This is a genomic window from Streptomyces sp. HUAS MG56 (genome assembly GCF_058673395.1).
In genome coordinates this window covers 1,077,227-1,099,902 of record NZ_CM178722.1, presented here as the reverse complement: position 1 = coordinate 1,099,902, position 22,676 = coordinate 1,077,227, and the positions used below count along the sequence as shown (strand labels likewise).

The following is a 22,676-nucleotide window of genomic DNA, read 5'->3' as shown; positions in this document are numbered from 1 at the left end:
GTCGGAACCGGCATGGGCGGGCAGGACGACGGGCGGTCGACGGGCGGTCAGTGCGCCGTCCAGCCGCCGTCCAGGGGGATCGAGCCGCCGGTGAGGTAGCCGGTGCGTTCGGTGCACAGCCACAAGGCCGCCTCGGCGACCTCGGCCGGCGCGATCAGGCGCTTGATCGCGGTGCGTTCCAGGAACACCTGGTCCATCACCTGCGCCGCCGGGATGCCATGGGCGAGAGCCTGGTTCGCGATCTGCTCCTCGACCAGCGGCGTGCGGACGTAGCCGGGATTGATGCAGTTGCTGGTCACGCCGTGCGAGGCACCCTCCAGGGCGACCACCTTGCTCAGGCCCTCCAGTGCGTGCTTCGCCGCTACGTACGCCGACTTGTAGGCGCTGGCCCGCAGGCCGTGCACCGAGGAGATGTTGACGACGCGGCCCCACTGCCGCGCGTACATGTGGGGCAGGGTACGGCGCAGGATGCGGAACGGCGCCTCCACCATGACCCGCTGGATCAGGGTGAACCGCTCCGGCGGGAACTCGTGCACCGGCGCGACGTGCTGCAGACCCGCGTTGTTGACCACGATGTCGGCGTCGTCCGGCAACGCGTCGACGGCGTCGGCCTCGGAGAGGTCTGCCACGACTGCGATGCCGCCTATCGTCTCGGCCACCTCCTTGGCGGCCTCGGCAGCCCGGTCCACCACGTAGACCTCGGCACCGGCCGCGGCGAAGCCCTCGGCGCAGGCCCGGCCGATCCCGCTGGCGGCACCGGTGACCAGAACCTTGCGGCCGGTGAGGAATCGGGTCGAGGCCAGACCGGACGAGGTGACGTCACCGGCCTCGGAATGCTGGGTCGAGCCCTCGGCGGAGCTCTTGGCGCTGTCCATGGCCGAACACGGTAGGTAGGAACCATGAGGTGAGACACGTGGGTCGCCACCATATTTCCGAAGCATGAGATGGGTTCGGCCACCATGGGCGGGTGCTCGGTGCTCGGTGCTCGGTGCTCGGTGGTGGGTGGTGACCCGGCGGCCCCCGAACGCCAGAACACCCGATAAGCACGGGTGTACCGGCCCGTGCGGCCCGTCGCATGTCACAGCGCCATCGCCGACACCATGGGTGCGCGAGCCACGCCGGGCGCCGCAGTCCTGGCTGTTCCTCACATGTCGAGGTTGGGTCGGCCGGTCGTACGGTCCGCTTTCAGTTAGCCGGTACCACAGCGGGCCGGTGCGGCCCGGTGTCGCACCGACCGGTCACAGGGACGTGCGCGGGGCGGCGCCGGGCGGGGTGGGACTGCCGGGCGGCGCGCCGCGTCCGCGCTCCCCTCCCTCTCTCCCCACCACTCATCGGAGTCGCACCATGCTTCACTCCACCTGGCGCAGAGTCTTCCGACGCGGCGCAATGGCCGCCGCATTCGGCGTTTTTGCCGCGGGCCTGACCGTCGTCGCCCCGCTCGCCTCGAATGCGGCGGCCGCCGGCACCCTCCAGCAGGTCACCGACTTCGGCTCGAACCCCGGCAATCTGGCGATGTACGAGTACGCGCCGGCGAACCTTCCCACGAACGCCCCGCTGGTCGTGGCTCTGCACGGGTGCACCCAGTCGGCGAGCGACTACCACACGCACTCCGGCTGGCAGAAGTTCGCCGACGAGTGGGGCTTCGCCGTGGTCTACCCGCAGACCAGCGCTGCCAACAACAGCCTGTCCTGCTTCAGTTGGTTCGACTCCACGAAGGACACCCGCGGTAGCGGCGAGGCGGCCTCGGTCAAGCAGATGGTCGACACGGCCGTGACGCAGTACGGTTCGGACCGTGGTCGCATCTTCGTCACCGGCCTGTCCGCCGGTGGCGGCATGACCGCGGATCTGCTCGCTGACTATCCGGATGTGTTCGCCGGCGGCTCCGTCGACTCGGGCATCCCCGCGCAGTGTGCCACCACCCAGACGGCCGCCTCCGGCTGCCAGTACAGCAACCAGAACCTCACCCCGAAGCAGTGGGGCGACAAGGCTCGCAACTCCTACCCCGGGTACTCGGGCCCATGGCCGCGGGTCGCCATCTGGCAGGGATCCTCCGACACCACCGTCGCCCCGGTCAACGGCACCGAACTGCGCGACCAGTGGACCGACGTCTGGGGCATCGGCCAGACGGCCTCCAGCACCCAGAACCTGACCGGCGGCACCACCGAGAGCATCTACAACGACCCCGCCGGCAAGCCGGCCGTGGCGCTCTTCTCGGTCTCCGGCATGGCGCACGGCCTCGCCGTCAACCCCGGTTCGGGCGCCGACCAGTGCGGTACCACAGGCACGTACTACCTCAACTCCATCTGCTCCAGCTACTACACCGCGAAGTTCTGGGGCCTGGACGGAAGCGGCGGTCAGGGCGGCACCGGTTCGCTGCCCGCCCCGTCCGGCCTCACGGTGACCGGCACCACCGACACGGGTGCCTCGCTGTCATGGAACTCCGTCAGCGGCGCCGCCTCGTACAACGTCTACCGCGACGGCACGAAGGTCGGCTCCGCGACGGGCACCACGTACACCGACACCGGACTGTCCGCCGGCACCACCTACGGCTACACCGTCGCCGCGGTCGACTCCTCCGGCGCCGTCGGCGCGTCGTCCGTTTCGGTCACGGCGACGACGACAGGCTCCGCACCCCAGTGCTACACCGACAACAACTACAACCAGGTGGCGGCCGGCCGCGCCCACCAGAGCGGCGGATACACCTACGCCAACGGCTCTGACCAGAACATGGGCCTGTACAACGTCGCCGTCACCCACACACTGAAGGAGACCTCCCCGGGCTACTTCGTCATCGCCGACTCCGGCTGCTGAACCGGCAAGGGCCGCCACGCCTGCGCCGGCTGGTCAGAACAGCCGGCGCAGGCGGCGGACTGGCCGGTGAGAGCAGCCTCGCGGAAGACGCGCGCCACCAGCCTTCCTGGAGGTTGCGTCTGCAGGCGCCGACGGGGATGAAGCCGATGGGGATGAAGACGTGCCGGATCCCGGGATGGTCCCCAAGCCATGTGCGGGTGGACACGCTGTGGTGCGAGGACAGGTTGTGGGTGACGACGTTTCATGTCTGCCGCGTGCCCGCGGGGCCCCGTGGACCAGGCCTTCTCCGGCCCGCGGTCGTGGTCGACCTCGGACTTGATGTGCTGGCCGTCCGGCGATCAGCCCGGCCCGGCGGGAAGGCGCGGGGGAGCACCGGTCCGGGCTCGTCGGCGCAGACGATCCGAGGACTGAGCCGCTTGAGGTACTCGATGACCGGCAGCCCCAGGCCCAACCGGCGCGAGACCAAAGGCCGGTCTTCAGCAGGGCCGACACGGGCCACCTCCTCCTCGACGGCGGCGACGAGCAGCGGGCGGTCGGGCCGCATCCGGCCCAGCAGCCGCGTGGACGCAAGGGGCGGCGGCGGTGTCGATCGCCGTGCCGTCCAGGCTTCGGCACGTGCGGTGGACCCACGGCGCCGTGCGCACCCTCTGCCGGGGCGCGGCAGCGGCACGGGATGCCGTGCGCGCTCGAAGCAGTCTCGCCTCGGCCAGGAGTGACCAGGTCGAGGGGGTGGCCTGGCAACTCGCTAAAGTGATATCACTTTGAATGTGGCCGTGGACCGAAACAGTGCTGGAGCACGGACCCAGGCGCCCCCCTCCGGGCCCGCGATCGTCGTCGACGGGTTGACCAAGCGCTTCGGCGAACGCACCGCGTTCGCCGACGTGACCTTCTCCGTCGACTACGGCGAGGTGTTCGGCTTCCTCGGGCCGAACGGGGCCGGGAAGACCACCACCGTCAGGACGCTTGGCACCCTGCTCGCCCCTACCGCCGGCTCCGCGACAGTCGCGGGCCTGGCGCTGAACGCCGCCAACGGCGTCGAGATCCGCCGCCGGATCGCCGTCATGCCCGAGTCACCGGGCCTGTATCTGCGCCTCAGCGTCACTGAGAACCTCGACTTCTTCGCAGGCCTGTACGAGCTCGACAACCGGCGTACCCGCATCGAGCACGCCCTGCGGGCCGTCAACCTGCTCGACCGTGCGGACGACCCGTGCCGCTCACTCTCCAAGGGCCTGCGCCAGCGCGTCGGCCTGGCCCGCGCCCTGCTGAGCGACCCTCAGATCCTCTTCCTGGACGAGCCGACCTCCGGCCTGGACCCGCTGGCCGCCCGCGATGTCCACGAGCTCATCGACGGCCTGCGACGCCGCGGCGTCACCATCTTCCTCACCACGCACCGCCTCGCCGAGGCCGAGGCCCTGTGCGATCGCGTCGGCATCATGAACACCACCCTGCGCACCATCGGCCGGCCCGACGAGCTGCGCGAGCGCCTGTTCGCCAAGACCCTCCAGGTCTCGACCCGGGCGCCGCTCGCCGAGCCTCAGCGCGTCTTCGCCGACCTGCCCGGGGTGGAGGACTGGCACCCGAGCACGTGCGACGAGAATGGCGTCGGCTACGTGCTGGCCGTCACCGATCCGGATCTGGCCGCGCCTGCCGTAGCCCGCGCCGTGGTCGCCGAGGGCGCGGACCTGCTCACACTGAGCCCCTCGCGGCACTCGCTGGAGGACGTCTACCTCCAGCTCATCGACGAGGACGTGGAGGCGCAGGCGCGATGACGAACCCGACAACACTCCGGCCCACCGGCCGGCCCACGAGCCGACCGAGCTGGACCCGCATCCGAGCCCTGGTGCGCAAGGAGCTGAACGACTACCGGCGCAACCATTTCATCACCACCACGATGGCCGTGATGCCGCTGCTGTTCATGATCGAACCAGTGATCACCGTGTTCAAGCTGCCCGCGAACGCTCCGGCGTCCAAGCTGGACGCCCTGGTCGGCGTCTCGTCACTGGAACTGATGTTGATCCCGGCCCTCGTGCCGGCGGTGGTCGCCTCCTACGCGGTGGTCGGCGAACGCGAACAGGGCACGCTCGAACCGGTGCTGACCACCCCGATCCGCCCGGCCGAGTTCCTGCTCGGCAAGGCGCTGGCGGCCTTCCTGCCAGCGCTTGTGATCGCGTACGCGATGTACGGGCTCTTCCTCGCCGCCGTCGGAACGTTCGCGCACCCGAACGTCGTGCACGACGTCTTCCAGGCCCCCAGGATCCTCGCGCAGCTCCTGTTCAACCCGCTGCTCGCGCTCTGGTCGATCTGGGCCGCCATCGCCATCTCCACCCGCGCCGGCGACGTCCGCGTCGCCCAGCAACTCAGCTCGCTCGCCAGCCTGCCACCGCTCTCGGTGACCGCGCTGATCGGCTTCAACGTCATCCAGCCCAGCGTCGGCGTAGCGGTGAGCCTCGGAGCCGCCCTGTTCCTCATCGACGCGCTCGCCTGGCGGCTGGTGTCCACCCTGTTCCACAGCGAACGCCTCGTCACCGGCGCCAAGGCCTGAGGCCGACCTCCACATGCCTTCGCCCGGCATCTTCACCGAGCCCACGAAGCGCCTGGCCACATCCGTACCGTCGGCGAACTCCAGGAGCACCCGCCACCGGTCTATCGCCCATGGGCCTGACTCTGATTCAGGAGGTCCCGTTCGTGCGTGTGGTTGTGTGCAAGGAGGCGGGGTACGGGTTCGACCCGATCCGGGGGGTGCTCCGGCGTCGAGGTGAGGACCGCAGAGACGAACGGCCACCGGCTGACCTTCGAGGTGTCGAAGCTCGAAGGAGATCAACACGATGACCGCACCTGACATCCCCAAGATCCGGCAGGGCAGTTACTTCCCGCACCGGCTCCTCGCACGCCGTCGCCGGGCTGAGCAGGTTCTCGCCTCGGTGGTCGCGACTGCCTGTCTGTTGGGTGTCTCCACCCGTCGGGTCGAGAGGCTCGTCGAGTCTCTCGGTGTGACTCAGCTGGCATCGACGTCGCCACCTGCGAGGACGGTGCTGCCGGGGCTCGCCTTCCTGCTCTCGCGCATCGCCCGCAGTCGCCGTCGGCGAGCCCCTGATGGTGCTGGAGATCGAGTCGCGCAGCGCCTCGCTCGTCGCCCTGAGCAGCTGTGGACCGGGTGCGTTCGGCAGCCTGCTCCCTCTGGCACTTGGATTGCGTCTGTTTTGCGGATGTCAAGAAACGCCCTTGCGGTCAAGTAGCCACATCGACAACGTCGTTGATGGTAGGAACTCCTCCGTGACCGAACGGAGGCCGTACCCGAGCGACCTGTCCGACACCCGGTGGGCGTTGACCGGGCCTGTGGGTGCCGCTAATCCGGTCACCAATGCTGAGCTGGGGCTTTCCCTGCCATGTGATTGCCTCGCGCACGTGTACGGCAACGTGGCCGACCGGCACGCGCGGCAGCGCCGGTACCGGACATGACCGACAGGGAGTGGACGGCGATCCGGCCCACAGCGCCGCCTCTCAGCCTGCGTCCGTGGACCGAGCGGCTCGACCGCTACACTGCCTGCGCTGGTCGAACTGATGATCCAAGGGTTGGGGCTGTGAATCTAAAGGCTGGACGCGTTGTGTGCGCAGCGGCTCTCTCGCTGGGCATCATTCCGGTGTCGGCGTGCAGCAGCGCCGGCGGGACGGCCCAGGCACCCCGCACGCCTTTCCCAACTGCCGCAAGGCGGTCCACACAGTCGAGTTCCGACCCCACCCATTCACCAGTCGGCTCCACTTCGCCTTCGGCGGCAAGTGGGACTCCAATGACGGAGAGTCAGCTAAAGGCTGCCGTGATAGCCGCCGCAGACGTTCCGGGTCTGCAAGCCGACACAGCACATGACAGCACCGGGATCATGACCCGAAGGCTCACGGCGAGCTCCGGAGGGCCGGTCTGCACGGAATTCCTGAACGCTTCCAACGCGTCCGCGGACTCCTACCATCCCTCTTCCGAGCTGGGTAGGGCCTTCACTGCCCACACCACCGCCGGAACGATGAAGATCAGGGTCTCTTTGGTGGGCCATGCCTCGTCGGCCGATGCACAGCAGGTCATCAACGACACTCGTAGCTCTGCCAAGGGATGCTCCCATCTTACGGACGAGGGTGGGAAGCAGCGCATGAACCTGGCTCCCCTGCCGCTGCCGGTAATGGGCGACGATTCCACCGTTACCCGCATCGGTATGATCTCCGGCAGCCTGAGCGAATGCGTGACCGTTGGCCTGGTGCGAGTTGGCACGGTATCGCTCACCATCACGGTGTTCGCACATGACGGGTACTACCCCCATATGCTCCAAGAGGTGGCGAAAGCATCCGTGAGCAAGCTTCAAAATGCACAACCCTAGATCGCAGTCTCCCATCCCGATGCGGGCCTGACCTTGCGACGTCAGGGAAGGCCCGAGCGGTGTAAGAAGCCTGGCGCCGTACTGATCTTGGGGTTTGTCGATCGAACGGGAGTCCCGATTGGGTGGTCGCGGTGCGCTCAGCGCATACGAGCAAGGGGCTTACCGGTTCGGAAACGCCACCGACAACATCTCCCGGCATCCGAGCTATCCGACGGACCTGACGTACGCGGAAGCGGGCGGGAAGGGCAGCCGGAGGCGTACGGCCACCGGGCATTGCTCGATACGATCCGCAACCGGGTCGACAATGGCGTCAAGTGGCAAGTTATTAGAATTCGAGATAACGATCGGGCAGGGTGGTGGACGGAGGTATGAGTCGCCCTTGCCGGGAGGATTCGTCAATGCCGTCGTCCGTGTCGGGGGCACGGTGCGTCGTCCAGCCTCTCCTCGCACGAACTTCGTGGGTGATCTGCTGAGGTCGCTCGAAGCCGGTGGCTGGTGTGGAGCTCCGCGGTATCTCGGTGTGGACGAGAAGGGCCGCGAGGTGCTCAGTTACCTCGATGGCCATGTCGCTCGGAGTCGCGACAGCCTGCTGCTGTGGCGTCGTACGAGAGTCTGGTGGCGGTCGCCCGGCTCGTGCGCGAGTTCCGACGGCCGGCACCGGTCATGCGGCTCGCTTCGGCCAGCGGCGTTCATCGACTGGGACTTTGTGGCGCCGGGCGCCCGGATCCATGACATAGCTCATGCCTGCTGGCAGTACCTCGGTCCGGGCCCTGCCGTGGCTGACGTCGGGGAGACAGCCCGGCGCATGAGACTCATCGCTGACAGCTACGAGTTGTCAGCCTCGGCTACCGCAGTCCCGCCGACTACGAGGCAGTCTTGGCGGCCGGACCACGACAACGATGGTGTCCGTCAAAGCATTCCAAGAGTCAGCGATCCGGGCCCCGCCCCGGTGGATAGAACAGTTTCCTAGCTGATGAAGCGCTTGTTGGCGGCCTTGGCAGCAGCGGAGACCAGGCCATCGCGGTTGTGGGGGGTGTTGATGGTGAGAGCCATCAGGTTGGCGCCGTAGCGGACGATGAGTACCGGGTCGGCAATGGTGCCATCCCCGCCGGAGAGAAGTTCTGCGCTTTGATCCCCGTAGCGGGGAGCAGGCAACCGGGTCAGCGTGAATGTCGCTGCGGGCGTCGGTGAGGTGATGGTGCCGGCAGGACAGGCAGCCGCGTCGCGCAGCAGGTTGTTGGCGGCCTGTTCGGCCCGGGCCGGGCTGGAGAAGGAACCCACCCATTCGTCCAGGCCTGCCCCGGTCATGGGATTTCCCAGAGTGCGGAAGGCGAACTGCTTCGCCGAGAGCCTGCCAACCCGCGGATTCGCTGCGAAGGAGGCCATGGCGTCGGTGCAAGCGACCGATCCAGGCTTGAGCGTACGGAAGCCTGGCGGCTGGTCCACTCCTGTCTGAAGGGTGCCGAAGGTCTTGTAGCCGACGCCGAGTTCGTCGGGAGTGAGTAGCCGTTGGATGAGCTGGGCCGTGGTCAACGCGGGCATGCCGGAGGTCGTAGGCGGGGCGGCGCGGTCCGTGGAGGCCGGCTGGGTGCCGGCGCCAGAATGGCCTGTGCTGCTCGTGGCGTTGGGACTGCAGCCGACGACCAGCAGGATGCTGAGCATCCCGGCCATGGCACCGGTCATCAGGGAGGGTCTCGCTGGAGGGGTGAACACCCGCCTATCCAATCCGGTCCGCGGTGCCATTACCAGGGACGATGTTGTGTGACCTCAGCGGTCCCGTACACCGGCACACGGGGGCGTACACACAGACTTCGTCAGCGGTGTACGGATGAACGAGGGCAGTTAGTGCTGTGCGGGTCTGGTTTCGTCCAGCGCTGTTGCCTGTCCCTGGAGGGCCTGTATCAGTGTCCTGACCTGGGCGTGGTTGCGGCGGAGGAGCGTGGCTACGCCGACGTGCCGGGTCGGAGTCGGCGGTGCGATCGGGACGGTGCGCAGTCCTGCCACGTGCGGGGTGTGTGCGATGGAGGGGATCAGCGAGATTCCCGTGCCCGCAGCGACGAGCGAGCGGGCGAAGAAGTAGTCGGTTGTGGTGCCGCGCACCTCCGGGGTGAATCCGGCACGCTCAGCGTAGCGGCGCAGGTACGTCTCGGTCTTGCGGCAGCCGAGTACCCAGGGTTCGGCGGCCAGTTCGGCGATGTCGATCGCCTCGCGGTCGGCCAGGGGATGGGCGTCGGGCAGGACGACGTACAGGGGGTCTTCCATGAGCGCAGTCCACGCCAGGCTGGAACTCGGGCCCCGCCGGCCGGGCAGCGGGCCGTCGAAGTGGTAGGCGAGGGCGAGGTCTACGGCGCCCTGGCGGACCAGCGGCAGGCTGTCTTCGGGCTCGCTCTCCCTGACGTGCACCACGGTCTCGGGATGGGCGGCGGTGAGGCGGGCGAGTGCACCGGGCAGCAGGAGCCTGCCGCCGCTGGTGAACGTGGCGATGGTGAGCTGAGTGCGGCCGCTGCCGAGCCGGTCGACCTGCTGTTTGGCGTGTTCGAGTTCCGCGGCGACCGACTCGGCGGCCCCGACCATGATCCGGCCGGCCGGGGTGAGAGTGACGCCGCGTGTGCTGCGCACCACGATCTGGGCGCCGAGGCTGCGCTCCAGTGCAGCGACGTGCTGGGACACGGCTGAGGGAGTGAGGTGGAGGACTGCCGCCGCCCGGTTGAAGCTGCCCACCTCCGCCACCGCTCGCAGGACACGCAGCCGCTGTACATCGATCAACAGTATTCCTTAATACGTTTCCAGTAAGCAGGCACTTCTGCTGATGACGGTAGATGTCCAGGATGGGGGCATGCAAAAGATCAGCGTCATCGGCGGAAGCCGCTACTTCGGAAAGCTCCTGGTCGAGCGCCTGCTGGCCGGTGGCCACCAGGTCACGGTGATCAATCGGGGCTCCACCTCGCCGCCTGCCGGAGTCGAGCACCTCGTCGTCGATCGCAACGACGAGGCCGCCCTGATCGCTGCGCTCGGCTCCCGCACCTTCGACGTGGTCGTGGACCAGGTCTGCTACACCCCGGTGCAGGCCGCGATCGCCGCCCGCGCCTTCAGCGGCCGCACCCGGCGCTACGTCATGACCTCCACCATCGAGGTCTACGACCCGGCGACCGCCGCACTGCGGACCGTCCCGCCCGGCACTCCGGTGCCGGAGGAAGTCGTCGACGCATCCACGTGGCGGGTGGCCATGGACCTCCCGTGGTACGACGCGGCGTACCTACAGGCGCACTACGCCGAAGGCAAGCGCCAGGCGGAAGCCGTCTTCGCCCGACATCACAGGTTCGATTTCACCGCCGTGCGCAGCGCCCACGTACTCGGTGGCGGTGCGGCGGAGTTCACCGGCCGGCTGGCGCACTACGTCGAACACGTCACCCGGGGCACGCAGATCACCGTGCACGCCGAAGTGCTGCCCACGGTCTTCATCCACTACGAGGAGCTGGCGGACCTGCTGCTGTGGGCGGCCACGCTCACCGACGTCACCGGCCCGATCAACGCCTGCTCAGACGGTCCACTCGACGTCTACGACCTGGGTGCCGTCATCGCCGCACAGGCCGGCAGGAAGGCCGTGTACCGGAGCGCCACCGCGGGCGAGCCGGCCTCGCCGTTCTCCTTCGACCGCCACTACGCCATGAGCAACGCCCGCGCCAAAGAACTGGGTTTCTCCTTTTCCCACACCACCGACTGGCTCCCCGGTGCCGTTGCCGAAGCCCTCGGCACATCCGCCGCTCCCGCCGCCTGAGGAACAGACACACCATGCAGTACCGCACCATCGCAGACACCACCGTCAGCGCCATCGGCCTTGGCGCCATGCCGCTGTCCATCGAGCACCGTCCGGACGAACAGCAGGCCATCGCCACCATCCACGCCGCCCTGGACGCCGGGGTCACGCTCATCGACACCGCCGACAGCTACCATTGGCACGCTGGCGAAGCCGGCCACAACGAGCTCCTCATCGCGCGCGCCCTGGCGCGCTACAGCGGCGACACCTCTCGCCTCCTCGTCGCCACCAAGGGCGGCCGCGGGCGCCCCGGCGACGGCAGCTGGACCGTCACCGCCACCCCTGCCCACCTCAAACGCGCCGCCGAAGCTTCCCTGAAGCGCCTGGGCGTCGAGGCCATCGGCCTGTACCAGCTGCACAAGCCGGACCCGGCCGTGCCCTGGGCGGAGTCCGTGGGCGCGCTGCGCGAGCTGCTCGACACCGGCACCATCCGCGCCGCCGGGATCTCCAACGTGACCACCGCCCAGATCCGCGAGGCGCACGCGATCCTCGGCGACGGCCTTGTCTCCGTACAGAACCAGTACTCTCCCGCAGTCCGCGGCAGCGCGCCCGAGCTGCGGCTGAGTACGCAGCTCGGGCTGGCCTTCCTGCCCTGGAGCCCGCTGGGTGGCATCTCCCGAAGCTCCCTCGACGAACCCTCCGGCCCTACTGCTGCGAGCACCGCCTTCCACCGCATCGCGGCCGAGCGCGGCGTCAGCCCCCAGCAAATCGCCCTGGCCTGGCTGCTGACCCGCTCCCCGGCGGTGATCCCGGTGCCGGGCGCCAGCCGCCCGGCATCGATCCAGGACTCTGCCAAGGCGGCCGATCTTGAGCTGAGCGAGGCGGAGCAGGTGCAGCTGGAAGAAGCACTGCCCGACTGAGTGCCGCCACTTGTCGGCCGGTTGACGGATGAACCCGACGCCCGACCACCACAGGTGACCACCGTCGAACCCCGTGCCGGCCGCGTACGCCGACTGCGCCACTACCTGGACGCGCCGTTCTCCGCCTGCCGGAAGGAGTTGGAAGTGCTCCACGTCGTAGTGCTCGCCGTTGTCCTGCCACTGCCGGAGCTGGAAGGTGACGGTTCGCTCTCCGCATCGGCGCAGTCGTTGACCCAGTGGACTTGCGGAGGCGCCGATGTACGACGGCGCCTCGGACTCCATGAGCACCCCTGCCCGCGACGACCTCAGCAAGATCATCACACGCCGTACCCACAACTCGACGACACCCGGCGTCTGCCTGTAGAAGCCCAGCAACTGCCTTTCCCCGAAGGCTGGTTCGAGGCGGCCGTGGTGTGCCTGGCTCCCTGCTGCGCAGCCGATCCACACGCGCGCCATGCCAGGCACCCCCATATCCTAGGGACCGCCGTACCCGCCCCCCGGAGGTATTCGATGACCAGCTCAGACACACCGGACCAGCCCGTCCCGCAGACCGACACGGCCGCAGCCCTGATGAAACGACTGGCCGAACAGCTCGGTAGCCGGGCCTCGGTGTCAGCCGTCTTCGGTGAACCCGTCACCAGCGACGGAATCACCGTCATTCCGGTCGCCGAAGTCGGTTTCGGATTCGCCGGGGGCACGGGCCCCGAAGCCGGAGCCGCCAACGCCGGCGCAGGAGGGGGCGGAGGCGGCGCCCGCCCCCGTGGCTACATCGAGATCAAAGACGGCATCGCCACCTACAAACCCCTCCGAGCCTCCTGGGCGAGTGTCGCCGTACCGCTGGCCGCCCTCCTGGCAGGAACCGTCGTCCCCCTGCTCGTTCGCCGCCTCGCCAAGCGCTGCTCTCGCTGAACAACTGCAACGACGAACCAGACATCAACTCACGTACTGCCCTCTCAGCCACTCCCGGCGAGATGTGCGAGGTGCGGGATGCCGTCGTGGCGAGTGCATGGTCGCTGCGCCCGTCGACTGGGCGACGCCCCGTTGTGCGTCGTGTTCGTCGTGACCGAGTTGGCGGTGCGCCGGTTCGAGTGGCTCAACTCCCTGTCCCGGTAGTGACGTTCGCCGAGCAGATTCCCGGACTGACCAGCCCCTATGACCGTTGCATTTCGCTGCTGGGAGGCGGGTGGCAACGGTCCGTGCCGATCGGGAGTGTGCAAGGTTCCGGGAGGGTCACGTGACCAGCCCCGCATTGCGGAGTGCCGGCGATGCCACCGCTCTCCACGGCGCAGGCCCGCCGGGTGACGGCCGGGCTACCGGGGGCGACGGGCGACGTCAGACGCTCCGTGGCGGTCCTCGCCGCCCAGGTCCGCGACGCGCACACCGCCCGGGTGCGGCTCCGGCTCGGCCATATCACCTTCCCTGTTGGATCTGCGTGTTGAAGCGGATCGACCAAGGGGGGTGCCTGGGTGCCGCAGGTCCGGAGCGGGGCGTAGGAACGGTCGCGCATGAGCCAACTACCCCCTTCGCCTTCAGGTGACGTCAAAGGTCAGGCGGAGCCCCGCGCACCGCCGGCGGACATCTGGCCAAGTAGGCAGAGGCAACAGCGTCGGTCACGGAACGCATCTTCGATGGCTGCTCCTCTGTGCGGCATGGCCGACTGCGCGCCAGATGCCCTCCGCCCTTTCAGCACACAGCCACGCTGTCGAGCCCGTGCGGCGGCCGGGCCGGGCTCCTTCTCATTCGGGTAAGGATGACGTCCGGGCTCGTCGGCCGTGCCTCTTCAACACCCCTGCTGAACAGGCGAGATGGACACACGCGAGGGGCTGTCCAGGAACGCCTGGGTTAGCTCACATTTACTGGAACATTACATTCCGTGCATGGGTGAATACGGAACATTCCGGCTCGTTCGCCTCTCCTCGTGGGCCTCGACGAAAGGGCACAGGCATGTCTTCGGCCATGCGCAAGACGACGAAAACTCCGGTGGTACGGCGGCTGGTCTCCGCTGCCGTCGCACTGGGCAGCTGCCTGGCGCTCGCCGGCCCGGCGGGAAGCGCCGGCGCGGCGCCCGCCGACCCCGTACCGACCGTCTTTTTGGGCGACTCGTACACCGCCAACTACGGCATCGCCCCCTTCAACCAGGACGGCGACAGAACCCTCTGTTTCCAGGCGAAGGAGAACTGTCCCACCGTCGCCTCGCGGACAAGGGCATCCTGCTCAAGGTCCAGTCGGATGCCTCCTGCGGAGGCGCACTCATCCATCACTTCTGGCAGGAGCAGCAGCTGCCGCTCACCGGTCACAGGCTCCCGCCAGCCGGCCGCCAGGTGCCGTGAGTTCTTCGAGTCCGATGACGGAAAGGAGTGGCTGGACGGTCAGTTCGAGCGGGTCGGATGGGATCTGGAGGAACTGCTCGAACGCATCCGGTATTTCTCCCCCGACGCGAAGCCCGTCCTGGTCGGCTACCCCAGGCTCGTGCCAGCGGACAGCGCGAAGTGCCTGGCGCCGGCGCCCGGTCAAGCGGAGCTGCCGCTCGCCGACATCCCGCGGGACGCCATGCCATTCCTGGACCAGATCCAGAAGAGGCTGGACGACACGATGAAGAAGGCCGTCGCGGACGCCGGAGCCGACTTCGTCGATCTCTATGCCCATACCGGCAGCAACACGGCGTGCGACGGCGCCAACCGGGGCATCGGCGGCCTGCTGGAGAACTCCCAGATCGGTGGCGACGGCCAGTGGCTCCCCTGGTACGCGCACCCCAATGAGAGGGGCCGCGACATCCAGGCCAAGCAGGTGGCCGACAAGATCGAGCAGATCCTCAACCGGTAAAGAGGCACGCGACCCCTCCGCTGCGTTCGACGGTGTTGCGCTGCTTGTGTGCTTTGGCGCCGGCGCCAGCGCCGGGCGGCAGGCCCGAGGAAGGTTGACCGGGCCGCGCTTGCGCGTGGCGGATCGATCAGGTCGGAGAAGAGATCGATGACATATGGACTGTCGAGGTGGGAGCTGTGACGCAGATCGACAGGAGGACCGTATTGCGACAGGCAGGCGTTGCTGCCGGGCTTGCGGCCGTGGGAACCGTGTCCGCGGGTGCGGTCCCCGCCGCTGGGACGCCGCTGCGCTCAGGCGTGTCGGCTCCCGCGTACCCCACACCTCACGAAGCGCTGACCCTGCTCAAGGAGGGCAATGACCGGTTCGTCGCCGGTGAGATGACCCACCCCAACCAGGATCCGGCGCGTCGCAAAGAAGTGGCCGCCGGACAGGAGCCGTTCGCGGTGGTCTTCAGCTGTATCGATTCCCGTGTGCCGCCGGAGATCGTCTTCGACCGGGGCCTGGGCGACCTGTTCGTCATCCGCACCGGGGCGCAGGACTACGACTGCCTGATCGAAGGCAGCGTCGAGTACGGCCCCGTACTCGACCACACGCCCCTTCTCGTGGTGATGGGCCACCAGCGCTGTGGCGCGGTGACGGCCGCCGTCAACGCCCTGGAGTCCGGCACAACCCCTGCACCGAACCTCGACGCCGTCGTGCAGTCGCTCAGCCTCGCCTACGCCGTGGCCAAGAAGACCGGCGCCGACGATCTCGTCGAAGCCACAGTACGTGCGCAGATCCGGCTCACAGCCCGTGCACTGCGCCGCGACCCGGCTCTGAGACCCAACATCGCCCGGGGCATGTTGACGGTCGTAGGCGCCTACTACTCCCTCGAAACCGGTGAGGTCAGCTGGCAGCCCTGAGCTCTTCACGGCATTCGTGTCGGGCTCGACGGCAGTCAGCGGCGTCGAGTAGAGCTTTCCGGCCTGCGTGCCAGACCGTGCGCGCGTAGAGCACCAGATGCAGCAGCGAGTTGTCTCTGTAGCCGAGGATCGACCACGGTCTGGCCGCCGTCGTGCGCGATGATCGCGCGCATCTCAGGATCACGCAGCATGGCATTGAACTCCCTGGCGGTCTGCGTCGGCGTAGCCGCGCTCCACCAAAGGTGCCGCCTGCTGCGAGGGGCGGTGCCTGACGCACGCGGAATCCCATCAGACCTTGAGCACGGCGACCGCCTGCGACCGCCCGGCCTGGTCAACGGCCTGCGCCGGGACGGGCACACCGTCGTGGTGGGCCTGTCCGGCTCCAGGAACACTGGCCAAGACGAGGGGCGGACCTCCGGAGTGGAAGCGTGACAAAAGGGACAGGTGTGGTCGGGGCGGCTTCGATCTCCTCCACACCCGTACCCTGCACAGGTAGCCGGGTTTCGGGATGGCCCGCACCGGTGGTGTGATCCCGCCCTGGCGTGCCGCGCCCCATGGAAGATCACCGCTGCTCTGATCCGGAGAGGCTGTACCGGGGGAGAGAGCAGCCAGTCCTCGGGCGACGAGTCGTTCGGGGAGAGCTGTTCGAGTACCTCGGCGGCCGCCGGACGGATGTCCGGGTCATGGTTGAGGTACCGGGTGATGATGCCGACGAAGCGGGACGGCAACCGGCTGAGGGCGGTTTCCAGGGAGTCGCCGTCCGTGAGCGGCCTGGCTCGGGCGGCGTGGCACAGCACCATGCCGAAGGCGTAGAGGTCCGTGGCATGTGTGATCGATGCGCCGGTGAGCTGTTTCGGGGCGAGGAAACCCTGTGTGCCGACGACGTGGTTGGTACGGGTGAGTGCGGTGCTGTCGAGGGCTCGGGCGATGCCGAAGTCGATGACGCGAGGACCTGTGCTGGAGATGATGGTGTTGCTGGGTCTGAGGTCGCGGTGGATGATGCCGCAGGCATGGGTGCGCTTGAGGGCGTCGGCGACGCCGACGGCGAGGGTGTGCAGGGTTCTTGTGGGCAGGGCGCCCTGTTGTCTGAGAACGTCGTGCAGTGACGGGCCGGGGATGTACTCGGTGGCCGGCCAGGGCGGATCGCCGTGGGCGTCGGCAATCGACCACGGGCGCGGTGTGGAATCCGCCGACAAGGCGATCGGCCTCGATCTCGCGAGTGAACCGTTCCCGGAATGTAGGGTCCGCAGCGAACTCCGGCCGGATGACTTTGACCGCGACCATGCGCTGCCCGGGGGACCGGCGGAGATAGACGGTCCCCATCCCCCCTTGGCCCAGCAGAGCCGTCATCCGCCACCTGAGCCGTGGCGCGCGGTGGGCCAGGCTCCGCGCGAGCGGCCTGCCAAGGCGCCCGGACTGCAAGCCCTTGGCGGCCTGCCGAGCGAGGAACAGAAGAGAAGGGGTGTACCCCGGTCACCCGACCGGGGCACACCCTGCGCACGAGAGGTGCGGCCTCTCAGGACTCCTGCCGCGGCTCCGGTTCGTCCAGAACGATCCCCCAGGAGTCGTCGGCGCCGATCCGCACGGTGAGTTCCTGCGTGCGGCGCGGCCCGGTGAAGTGGAGGACCACGTCCTGGCGCACGGAGCCCTCGTCGAGGAAGTCGGCGGTCACCTCGGACCGGGCCGCCTTGCCGTAGGCCTTGATCCAGGCCTTGGCCGCCGGACCCACGTCGCCGGGTTCGGTGTGCAGGGCGGCGAGGCCGTCGGCGTCTCCGTCGGCGAGGCGCCAGACGACCTTCTGGACGGTTTCGAGGCTGCCGGTGCTGGGGCGGCCCATGACGCGCAGGGGACGGTGGTTGGTGTAGTCCGTCTGGTAGTCCAGGTGGCCGTCGTCGGAGCAGGCGGTCAGGGCGGCACCCAGGGCGAGGGCGAGGGCGAGGGCGACAGCCCGGATATGGCTCGGTTTCACGGTCAGTTCCTCGCCTTCGGGCGCAAGATGATCACGCGCTCGATGTAGTTGGCCTTGTGGCGGTAGCGGGCGATGGCGGCGCTCAGCGTGGTCTTGCTCACGCCGCCGTGCTGGCGCAGTTGGATCTCACGGCCGTTGTTGCCGACGACGATCGCGGCATGGTTGTACACCTTCTCCTTCTTCCACTTGAACATGACGATGTCGCCGGGCCGGGCGCCCTTCTGCGACACCGACGGCGCGCCCCTGTACTTGGTCATGTGCCGGCGGAAGTTCTCGGCGCCCGACCAGGTGTAGCTCTTGTTCTTGATCGTGCCGAACAGGTAGTACTGCTGCCACCAGGCGCGGTCGTGCTTGCGGCCGCCGGAGCGGGTCTTCATCTTGCCGCCGTGGTAGAGGGCCTTGGACACGAAGTTGGTGCAGTCCTGCCCGTACTCCCACTTGGTGTTGATGTTCTTCGAGGCCCACGCGGCGGTCCCGGAGCCGGACACCGCCGCGTCACGCAGGGCCACGGGGGACGCGGCGGACCGCTCCTCGACCGGGAAGCCGTCGGCGTCCAAGGCGATGGGTTCGTCCGGGACCTCGTCGGCGCTCTGGGCGTCGGGCGGGGCCACGTCCAAGCCGTTCCAGGCAGAGGGTGCCTCGGTCAGCACGGTCTCGGCGGCCGGGGCGTCGGTCGCCAGGTGCAGGATGGGGGCGCCACCGTTGCTGCTGAACGTGAACCGCTGCTCCTGGAGCCCCTCGTCCGGCTCGGCGGCACCATCCTGCTTCAGCTGGGCCGACTCGGCGACCGCCGCCCGCAGAAAGACGGTTCCGTCGGCGTCCGTGCCGACCAGGACGTCGGAAAGCCTCGCCGAGGCGTCGGTGTAGGTACGGCCATGCCGGGCAAGGAGCTCGCGGGATTCGACCAGGGCGGGCGCCTGGGCGTTCAGCAGGTCCGCGAAGGACGCCCCGCGGGAGCCGGCGGCGAGTGCCGCGGCGGCGGTCGCGTGCCGGCCGGTGAGGATGCCGGCGCGAGCGTCAAGGTACTGCTGGACGATCTCCCGGTAGGAGGTGGCGCCGCCGGGGACGCCCGCTGTGGTCACCGGCTCGGCGGTGGCTTCGGGGCTGGTGCCGTGCCCGGTGCGGGCCTGGACGGAGACGCGGTAGGTGGTCTTGTCCGCGAGACCGGTGACGACGGCCCGGGGGGCGGTCGTGGTCACGCGGGCGGCCTCGGTGCCGTCCTGCCTGCGGACAACGACGGTGTACTCGGGCCCGTCACCGGCCGACCCGTCGTCCTGCGGCGGGTTCCAGGTGGCCAGCAGTCCACCGTCACCGGACGTGGCGCGGACGTCCTGCGGGCGGCCCGGGGCGGCCGAGGGGACGTAGTCGATCACCAGGCGGGGCCGCTGGGCGGCGTCCTGGGCCCGGGAGGAGTGGTACGCGACGGTCTCCCGTTCACCGGAGGGCAGCCGCAGCGCGAGGCCCTCGCCGCTCTCCTGCTCCAGCCAGGACTGGACGACCGGGGCGAGGTCCTGGTCGCCGGGCCGGGCGGCGTCGGCGAAGGGAGCCTCGTCGAGGAGGCCCGGGAGGTCCTTGCCGTGCTGCGGAGAAGACCAGGCGTCGAGCAACTCATAGATTTCGACCGGCCGTTCGGCGCCGCTCACGGGCGTGAGTTCGAGCCGGGCCCGGGCGATCCGCGCACCGGCAGGCACCTTGGTGAGGTCCGGTTTGATCCAGCCGATGTGGTCGGCGTCCAGTACAAGTCGGCCGTCCCGCGTGGCGGGAGCGTCCTCGTGCACAGGGGCGGTGGCGTCGTCCAGCGACGGGCCGGTCAGCGTCAGCGACTTGGTATCGGGGGCTTTCGGGCCGGGCTTGTCGGACGCGGTGAACTCCTGCTCGTACGACCAGGCCGAGCAGCCGGCGTCGGTGCAGGCGCGCATTGCCCAGAGGTACGTCGTTCCGGATCGCAGCGCGCCTGCCGGGACCGGGGCGGCGGCGCGCCGGCCGCTGTCCACCCAGGCGTCGGGCACATGCACGCCGTCGAGTGGCTTGCCGTCCTCGTCGCGCAGGGAGAACTCTGCGCGGACACGGCCCTGTTCGGGGCTGGAAGCGACACCGGACAGCAGCGGGGTGCGGGTGTCAGTCGCACCCTGCTCCAGCGCCTGCGGCATGTCGGGCAGCCCGCCGGGCCGGCGGCCGGTCTGCACGGTGAAGGTGGTCCACTGCGACCAGGCGGTGTTGTAGTGGCTGCCGTCGTAGGGGCTCGTGCGGAAGCGGTAGGTGGTGCCGTCCCTCAGCAGCCCGTCGGGCAGGGTGACGGCGGCGGGGCGGCCGGAGTCGACATAGGGCGAGACGAGATGGTTCCCGACGCGCTTGCCGGTGGCGACCTCGACGATCTCGAAGGTGCCGTTGACCCGGTCGCCGTCCTTGTCGGAGAAGGTGTCACGCAGCGTCGGGGTCGTGGTGTCGACCTGCCAGGTGGCAGAGGCGTCCTTGACGAACGGCGGCCCGGCCTGCCGGTTGTTGCCGCTGCGCGGACGGAAGTTGTACGTCACGGACAGCTTCGGCGGGTTCGCGGTGGCGTTGGCCGAGTTGACGCGCTTCCAGGGGGCGACGGCAGACTCGTCGGCGGCCCGCAGGCCCATCGTGGCCTTGGGGGCCCTGGCGGAGGCCCAGGTCTGCACGAGACCGGTCACGTCGGCACCGATCCAGCCACCGGCACCGCAGGCCGGGTTGCCCTTGGTCTCGGTGGAGGTGGCGTACTTGTTCTGCATCGCGGGCTGGCTGGTCCAGCGGCTGGCGGTGGTCGCCGCGTCGGCCGACCAGACCTCCCAGGCCTGCGGCTTGCAGTCGGTGTTGGCCGAGTGGAAGTTCCACAGGCTCAGCTTGGCGTTGCTGACCAGGGCGTCCGCGACGGGGGCGGTGCCCCAGGTGATGAACGAACGGGCCGTACGGGGCGTTCCGTTGGCGTTCTTGGTCCCGGGATTGCCGAAGTCCAGCTCGGTGTCGGTGGACCAGTCGCGGGTCTCGCCCTGTTGGACGTAGGTGTCGAAGACGTTGCTCAGCGCCGAGGTGGACGGGTCCACGGTCACCGGGTAACGGGTCTTTGGGTCGGCGAGGAAGCCGGCGTCGGGCGTCACCACGAGATCGAAGGAGTCGTCACCCTTCTCCACGACATCCATGTCCACCGGCACCCTGCGGGTGTGCTCGCCCGACCGCTCGTCCACGGTCGCGTCCCACATCACCGGGGCCGGCATGACGGCACGCTCCTGGCCGGTGCGGCGGTCGGTGAACAGCACGCTGCCGTCGGTCTGCTGCTTGAGTTTCAGTCCCTCGGCCCGCAGCGGCAGGGTGTACCGGTAGGCACCCTCGCCGTCGAGCTGCCGGGGCCGCTTCTTGATCTCGACGTACTGCTCGAAACCGGTCCGGGTCGCCTCCACGACCACGTCGGCACCGGGCACGGCTTCGACGTACTCGGCCCGGTTGCCGTCCAGCAGGGGCTTGGGCAGCCCGCCCTTCCATTGGAGGGTGACCTGCTGCTCGCCCTCCCCGAGAGTGACCAGGTCACGGGGCTTGGCGGTACGGGTCCCGGCGAGCGAGTCGGCCGGCTCGCCACCCGGGCCGCCCAGGGTCAGCTCGGCGGGGTGCGCCTTGGGGGCGACGGAGCCGTCCGGCCGGACGGCCAGGTCGGTGTCCACGGCCACCCAGCGACCGTCCCGCTCGAACCGGACCGGACCGGCGGTTAGTTCCGTGGTCAGCGAACCGTCCGCGTGCACCCAGGTGGTGGAGGTCTCGGTCCGCTCGGACAACGCCTCGACGCGATCGCCGCCACGGCGGGCAGCGGCGAGGGCGGAGGGAACGTCGGGGGCCGTCGTGGCGTCCGGTACCGGACCGCTCTGCTGCGACGGCGCAGCGGCGTACGCCGGTGTCGCCGGCACCAGGACGGAGAGAAGAACCAGGCCGGCGACACCGGCCTTTGGTATGCGCATGTGCTTGTCAATTCTCTGGCCAATAGAAAGTAATGCAACCGTAAAGTCTAGGGTCTGGGGCGATCCTCAGGCGCAGGCCAATGACCGTTTCGTTGCCATGTATCCATAGATCTGACCTGCCGTCCCACAGGTGACATTGATCATCGATCATGCTGGAACGCTGAGCTTCGAGAATCCGTCCCTCTCCGGTCAGTCCCTCCCGGCCGAACCGCGCACCCCCTTCTCTCCGCGACCCGCTTGACATCCGGCAGGGCCTGGGAGCGCGGGATCGACGAATGACTCCGACGTCGACTCCACCGCCATCGCCGTCATGACTCTCGCCAAGGCGGACCGTGACGCCTTGGACGCGGGCCAGATGGGAGCCGTCAGACAGCCGGTCCGTCGTCGGCAGACGCCGGCCGGTTGGAGGTGAGGCGAACGCGGCGGCGTCAAGGGCCATGCCCGCTACGTCCCCTGACCACCGCCACCCGCACGCACGGGAAAGTACCGCCATGAAACCGGAAGAGATCGCGGAACTGCGCACCATGTTCGTCTTCACCCCTCCTCAGGGCCAGAGCTGGGCACTGACCTTCGAGGGGCTGGAAGCACGGCTGCGCGAGCGCAATCCGGACACCTTCATCCGCCTTGACGACGGGGGAGACGAACCGGTCCGCGGGGCATCGATTATCTTCGGGATCACTCTCAAGGACGAGGACCTGGAAGGCCTGGCCAGCCTGGAAACCGAGGGCGCGTCCGTACTGGACTGCTTGCCCACGTCGCGAAGGACCTGAGCATCCACGAAGAGGCCCTGCGGGGCTGGGTCCGCCAGGCCGAGGCCGACCGCGGCGGGCGCGATGAGCGGCTGACCAGCGCCGAGTAGGACGAGCTCAGTCAAGTCCGCGAGGAAGTAGCGGAGTTGAGGCGGGAGAACGAGATCCTCAAAGCCGCCTCGGTGTCTTTTGCCCAGAAGATCGCCCGTCCCCGGACGAGGCCGAGCAGGTGATGGACCACCTGCGTGACAAAGGTCTCGGGGCCGATCTCGTCTGCCGGGTGTTTCAGCTGTTGCCGTCGACGTACTTCGCCCGCAAGAAGCGGCCGAAGTCGGCCCGTCGGCTCCGTGACGAACAGCTGATGCCGCTGACCGAGGGGATCCACACGTAGTCGGGCGGCACCTATGGCGCCC

17 protein-coding genes and 2 pseudogenes are annotated in these 22,676 nt (G+C 68.8%); 12 read left to right on the top strand and 7 right to left on the bottom strand.

Annotation, left to right across the window (positions count from 1 at the left end; translation table 11 throughout):
- Positions 1–47 precede the first annotated feature (47 nt).
- Positions 48–875, bottom strand: a complete 828-nt coding sequence (locus AC4OXY_RS05580; protein WP_491993312.1) for a 3-hydroxybutyrate dehydrogenase — start codon at positions 873–875, stop codon at positions 48–50.
- Positions 876–1,386: 511 nt separating this feature from the next.
- Between AC4OXY_RS05580 and AC4OXY_RS05575 the strand changes: the two genes are divergently transcribed.
- The 5 genes and pseudogenes from AC4OXY_RS05575 to AC4OXY_RS05555 all read left to right on the top strand — a co-directional run bounded on the left by AC4OXY_RS05575 (position 1,387) and on the right by AC4OXY_RS05555 (position 7,175).
- Positions 1,387–2,811: an extracellular catalytic domain type 1 short-chain-length polyhydroxyalkanoate depolymerase gene (locus tag AC4OXY_RS05575; protein WP_376292603.1), complete on the top strand. Its 1,425-nt coding sequence runs from the start codon at positions 1,387–1,389 to the stop codon at positions 2,809–2,811.
- 773 nt (positions 2,812–3,584) lie between these two features.
- On the top strand, positions 3,585–4,580 hold the full coding sequence (locus AC4OXY_RS05570; RefSeq protein WP_491993311.1) for an ABC transporter ATP-binding protein: 996 nt from the start codon (positions 3,585–3,587) through the stop codon (positions 4,578–4,580).
- Positions 4,577–5,353 carry an ABC transporter permease gene (locus tag AC4OXY_RS05565; protein ID WP_491993310.1) on the top strand — a complete coding sequence of 259 codons (777 nt, stop codon included), beginning with the start codon at positions 4,577–4,579 and terminating at the stop codon, positions 5,351–5,353. Before AC4OXY_RS05570 ends, AC4OXY_RS05565 begins: the two co-directional genes overlap by 4 nt.
- 298 nt (positions 5,354–5,651) lie before the next feature.
- Positions 5,652–5,822, top strand: a pseudogene (locus AC4OXY_RS05560) (transposase); the annotation flags it as partial.
- Between the two features lie 1,005 nt (positions 5,823–6,827).
- Positions 6,828–7,175, top strand: coding sequence for a hypothetical protein (locus tag AC4OXY_RS05555; RefSeq protein WP_491993309.1), 348 nt, complete (start codon positions 6,828–6,830; stop codon positions 7,173–7,175).
- Positions 7,176–8,141: 966 nt separating this feature from the next.
- Here AC4OXY_RS05555 and AC4OXY_RS05550 read toward each other — a convergent pair.
- Positions 8,142–8,858: a hypothetical protein gene (locus tag AC4OXY_RS05550; RefSeq protein WP_491993308.1), complete on the bottom strand. Its 717-nt coding sequence runs from the start codon at positions 8,856–8,858 to the stop codon at positions 8,142–8,144.
- A gap of 159 nt (positions 8,859–9,017) precedes the next feature.
- Entirely contained in the window at positions 9,018–9,941 is a 924-nt protein-coding gene (locus tag AC4OXY_RS05545) for a LysR family transcriptional regulator (protein WP_491993307.1), read from the bottom strand.
- Positions 9,942–10,011: 70 nt separating this feature from the next.
- Between AC4OXY_RS05545 and AC4OXY_RS05540 the strand changes: the two genes are divergently transcribed.
- The 5 genes from AC4OXY_RS05540 to AC4OXY_RS05520 all read left to right on the top strand — a co-directional run bounded on the left by AC4OXY_RS05540 (position 10,012) and on the right by AC4OXY_RS05520 (position 15,577).
- Positions 10,012–10,953, top strand: a complete 942-nt coding sequence (locus AC4OXY_RS05540) for an NAD-dependent epimerase/dehydratase family protein (RefSeq protein ID WP_491993306.1) — start codon at positions 10,012–10,014, stop codon at positions 10,951–10,953.
- A 14-nt stretch (positions 10,954–10,967) separates the two neighbouring features.
- A complete protein-coding gene (locus AC4OXY_RS05535) occupies positions 10,968–11,852 on the top strand; it encodes an aldo/keto reductase (protein WP_491993305.1) in 885 nt (294 codons plus the stop codon).
- A gap of 510 nt (positions 11,853–12,362) precedes the next feature.
- Positions 12,363–12,761, top strand: a complete 399-nt coding sequence (locus AC4OXY_RS05530) for a GerW family sporulation protein (RefSeq protein ID WP_491993304.1) — start codon at positions 12,363–12,365, stop codon at positions 12,759–12,761.
- 1,035 nt (positions 12,762–13,796) lie between these two features.
- The gene (locus AC4OXY_RS05525) at positions 13,797–14,675 is read left to right on the top strand and encodes an SGNH/GDSL hydrolase family protein (protein WP_491993303.1); all 879 of its coding nucleotides are present in this window, start codon (positions 13,797–13,799) and stop codon (positions 14,673–14,675) included.
- Between the two features lie 176 nt (positions 14,676–14,851).
- Complete coding sequence (locus tag AC4OXY_RS05520) at positions 14,852–15,577, top strand: carbonic anhydrase (protein ID WP_491993302.1); 726 nt, start codon at positions 14,852–14,854, stop codon at positions 15,575–15,577.
- 35 nt (positions 15,578–15,612) lie between these two features.
- Here AC4OXY_RS05520 and AC4OXY_RS05515 read toward each other — a convergent pair whose 3' ends face one another.
- The 4 genes and pseudogenes from AC4OXY_RS05515 to AC4OXY_RS05500 form a co-directional block, all read right to left on the bottom strand.
- On the bottom strand, positions 15,613–16,773 hold the full coding sequence (locus AC4OXY_RS05515) for a protein kinase domain-containing protein (protein ID WP_491993301.1): 1,161 nt from the start codon (positions 16,771–16,773) through the stop codon (positions 15,613–15,615).
- 320 nt (positions 16,774–17,093) lie between these two features.
- Positions 17,094–17,546 (bottom strand): hypothetical protein, encoded by a 453-nt coding sequence (locus tag AC4OXY_RS05510; RefSeq protein ID WP_402070501.1) that lies wholly within the window; start codon positions 17,544–17,546, stop codon positions 17,094–17,096.
- A gap of 2 nt (positions 17,547–17,548) precedes the next feature.
- Positions 17,549–19,465 carry an amidase domain-containing protein gene (locus AC4OXY_RS05505; RefSeq protein ID WP_491994793.1) on the bottom strand — a complete coding sequence of 639 codons (1,917 nt, stop codon included), beginning with the start codon at positions 19,463–19,465 and terminating at the stop codon, positions 17,549–17,551.
- 258 nt (positions 19,466–19,723) lie between these two features.
- Positions 19,724–21,514 (bottom strand): annotated as a pseudogene (locus AC4OXY_RS05500) (DNRLRE domain-containing protein); the annotation flags it as partial.
- A gap of 491 nt (positions 21,515–22,005) precedes the next feature.
- Between AC4OXY_RS05500 and AC4OXY_RS05495 the strand changes: the two are divergent.
- A complete protein-coding gene (locus AC4OXY_RS05495; protein WP_491993300.1) occupies positions 22,006–22,284 on the top strand; it encodes a hypothetical protein in 279 nt (92 codons plus the stop codon).
- A 211-nt stretch (positions 22,285–22,495) separates the two neighbouring features.
- Complete coding sequence (locus AC4OXY_RS05490; protein WP_376292633.1) at positions 22,496–22,654, top strand: hypothetical protein; 159 nt, start codon at positions 22,496–22,498, stop codon at positions 22,652–22,654.
- Positions 22,655–22,676 lie beyond the last annotated feature (22 nt).

Excerpts from the sequence above, each read along its gene's own strand:
- AC4OXY_RS05580 (WP_491993312.1), bottom strand. The coding sequence starts at position 875 with ATGGACAGCGCCAAGAGCTCCGCCGAGGGCTCGACCCAGCATTCCGAG.
- AC4OXY_RS05575 (WP_376292603.1), top strand. The coding sequence starts at position 1,387 with ATGGCCGCCGCATTCGGCGTTTTTGCCGCGGGCCTGACCGTCGTCGCC.
- AC4OXY_RS05565 (WP_491993310.1), top strand. The coding sequence starts at position 4,577 with ATGACGAACCCGACAACACTCCGGCCCACCGGCCGGCCCACGAGCCGA.
- AC4OXY_RS05555 (WP_491993309.1), top strand. The coding sequence starts at position 6,828 with ATGAAGATCAGGGTCTCTTTGGTGGGCCATGCCTCGTCGGCCGATGCA.
- AC4OXY_RS05550 (WP_491993308.1), bottom strand. The coding sequence starts at position 8,858 with ATGACCGGTGCCATGGCCGGGATGCTCAGCATCCTGCTGGTCGTCGGC.
- AC4OXY_RS05540 (WP_491993306.1), top strand. The coding sequence starts at position 10,012 with ATGCAAAAGATCAGCGTCATCGGCGGAAGCCGCTACTTCGGAAAGCTC.
- AC4OXY_RS05535 (WP_491993305.1), top strand. The coding sequence starts at position 10,968 with ATGCAGTACCGCACCATCGCAGACACCACCGTCAGCGCCATCGGCCTT.
- AC4OXY_RS05530 (WP_491993304.1), top strand. The coding sequence starts at position 12,363 with ATGACCAGCTCAGACACACCGGACCAGCCCGTCCCGCAGACCGACACG.
- AC4OXY_RS05525 (WP_491993303.1), top strand. The coding sequence starts at position 13,797 with ATGTCTTCGGCCATGCGCAAGACGACGAAAACTCCGGTGGTACGGCGG.
- AC4OXY_RS05505 (WP_491994793.1), bottom strand. The coding sequence starts at position 19,465 with ATGCGCGCCTGCACCGACGCCGGCTGCTCGGCCTGGTCGTACGAGCAG.
- AC4OXY_RS05495 (WP_491993300.1), top strand. The coding sequence starts at position 22,006 with ATGAAACCGGAAGAGATCGCGGAACTGCGCACCATGTTCGTCTTCACC.
- AC4OXY_RS05490 (WP_376292633.1), top strand. The coding sequence starts at position 22,496 with ATGGACCACCTGCGTGACAAAGGTCTCGGGGCCGATCTCGTCTGCCGG.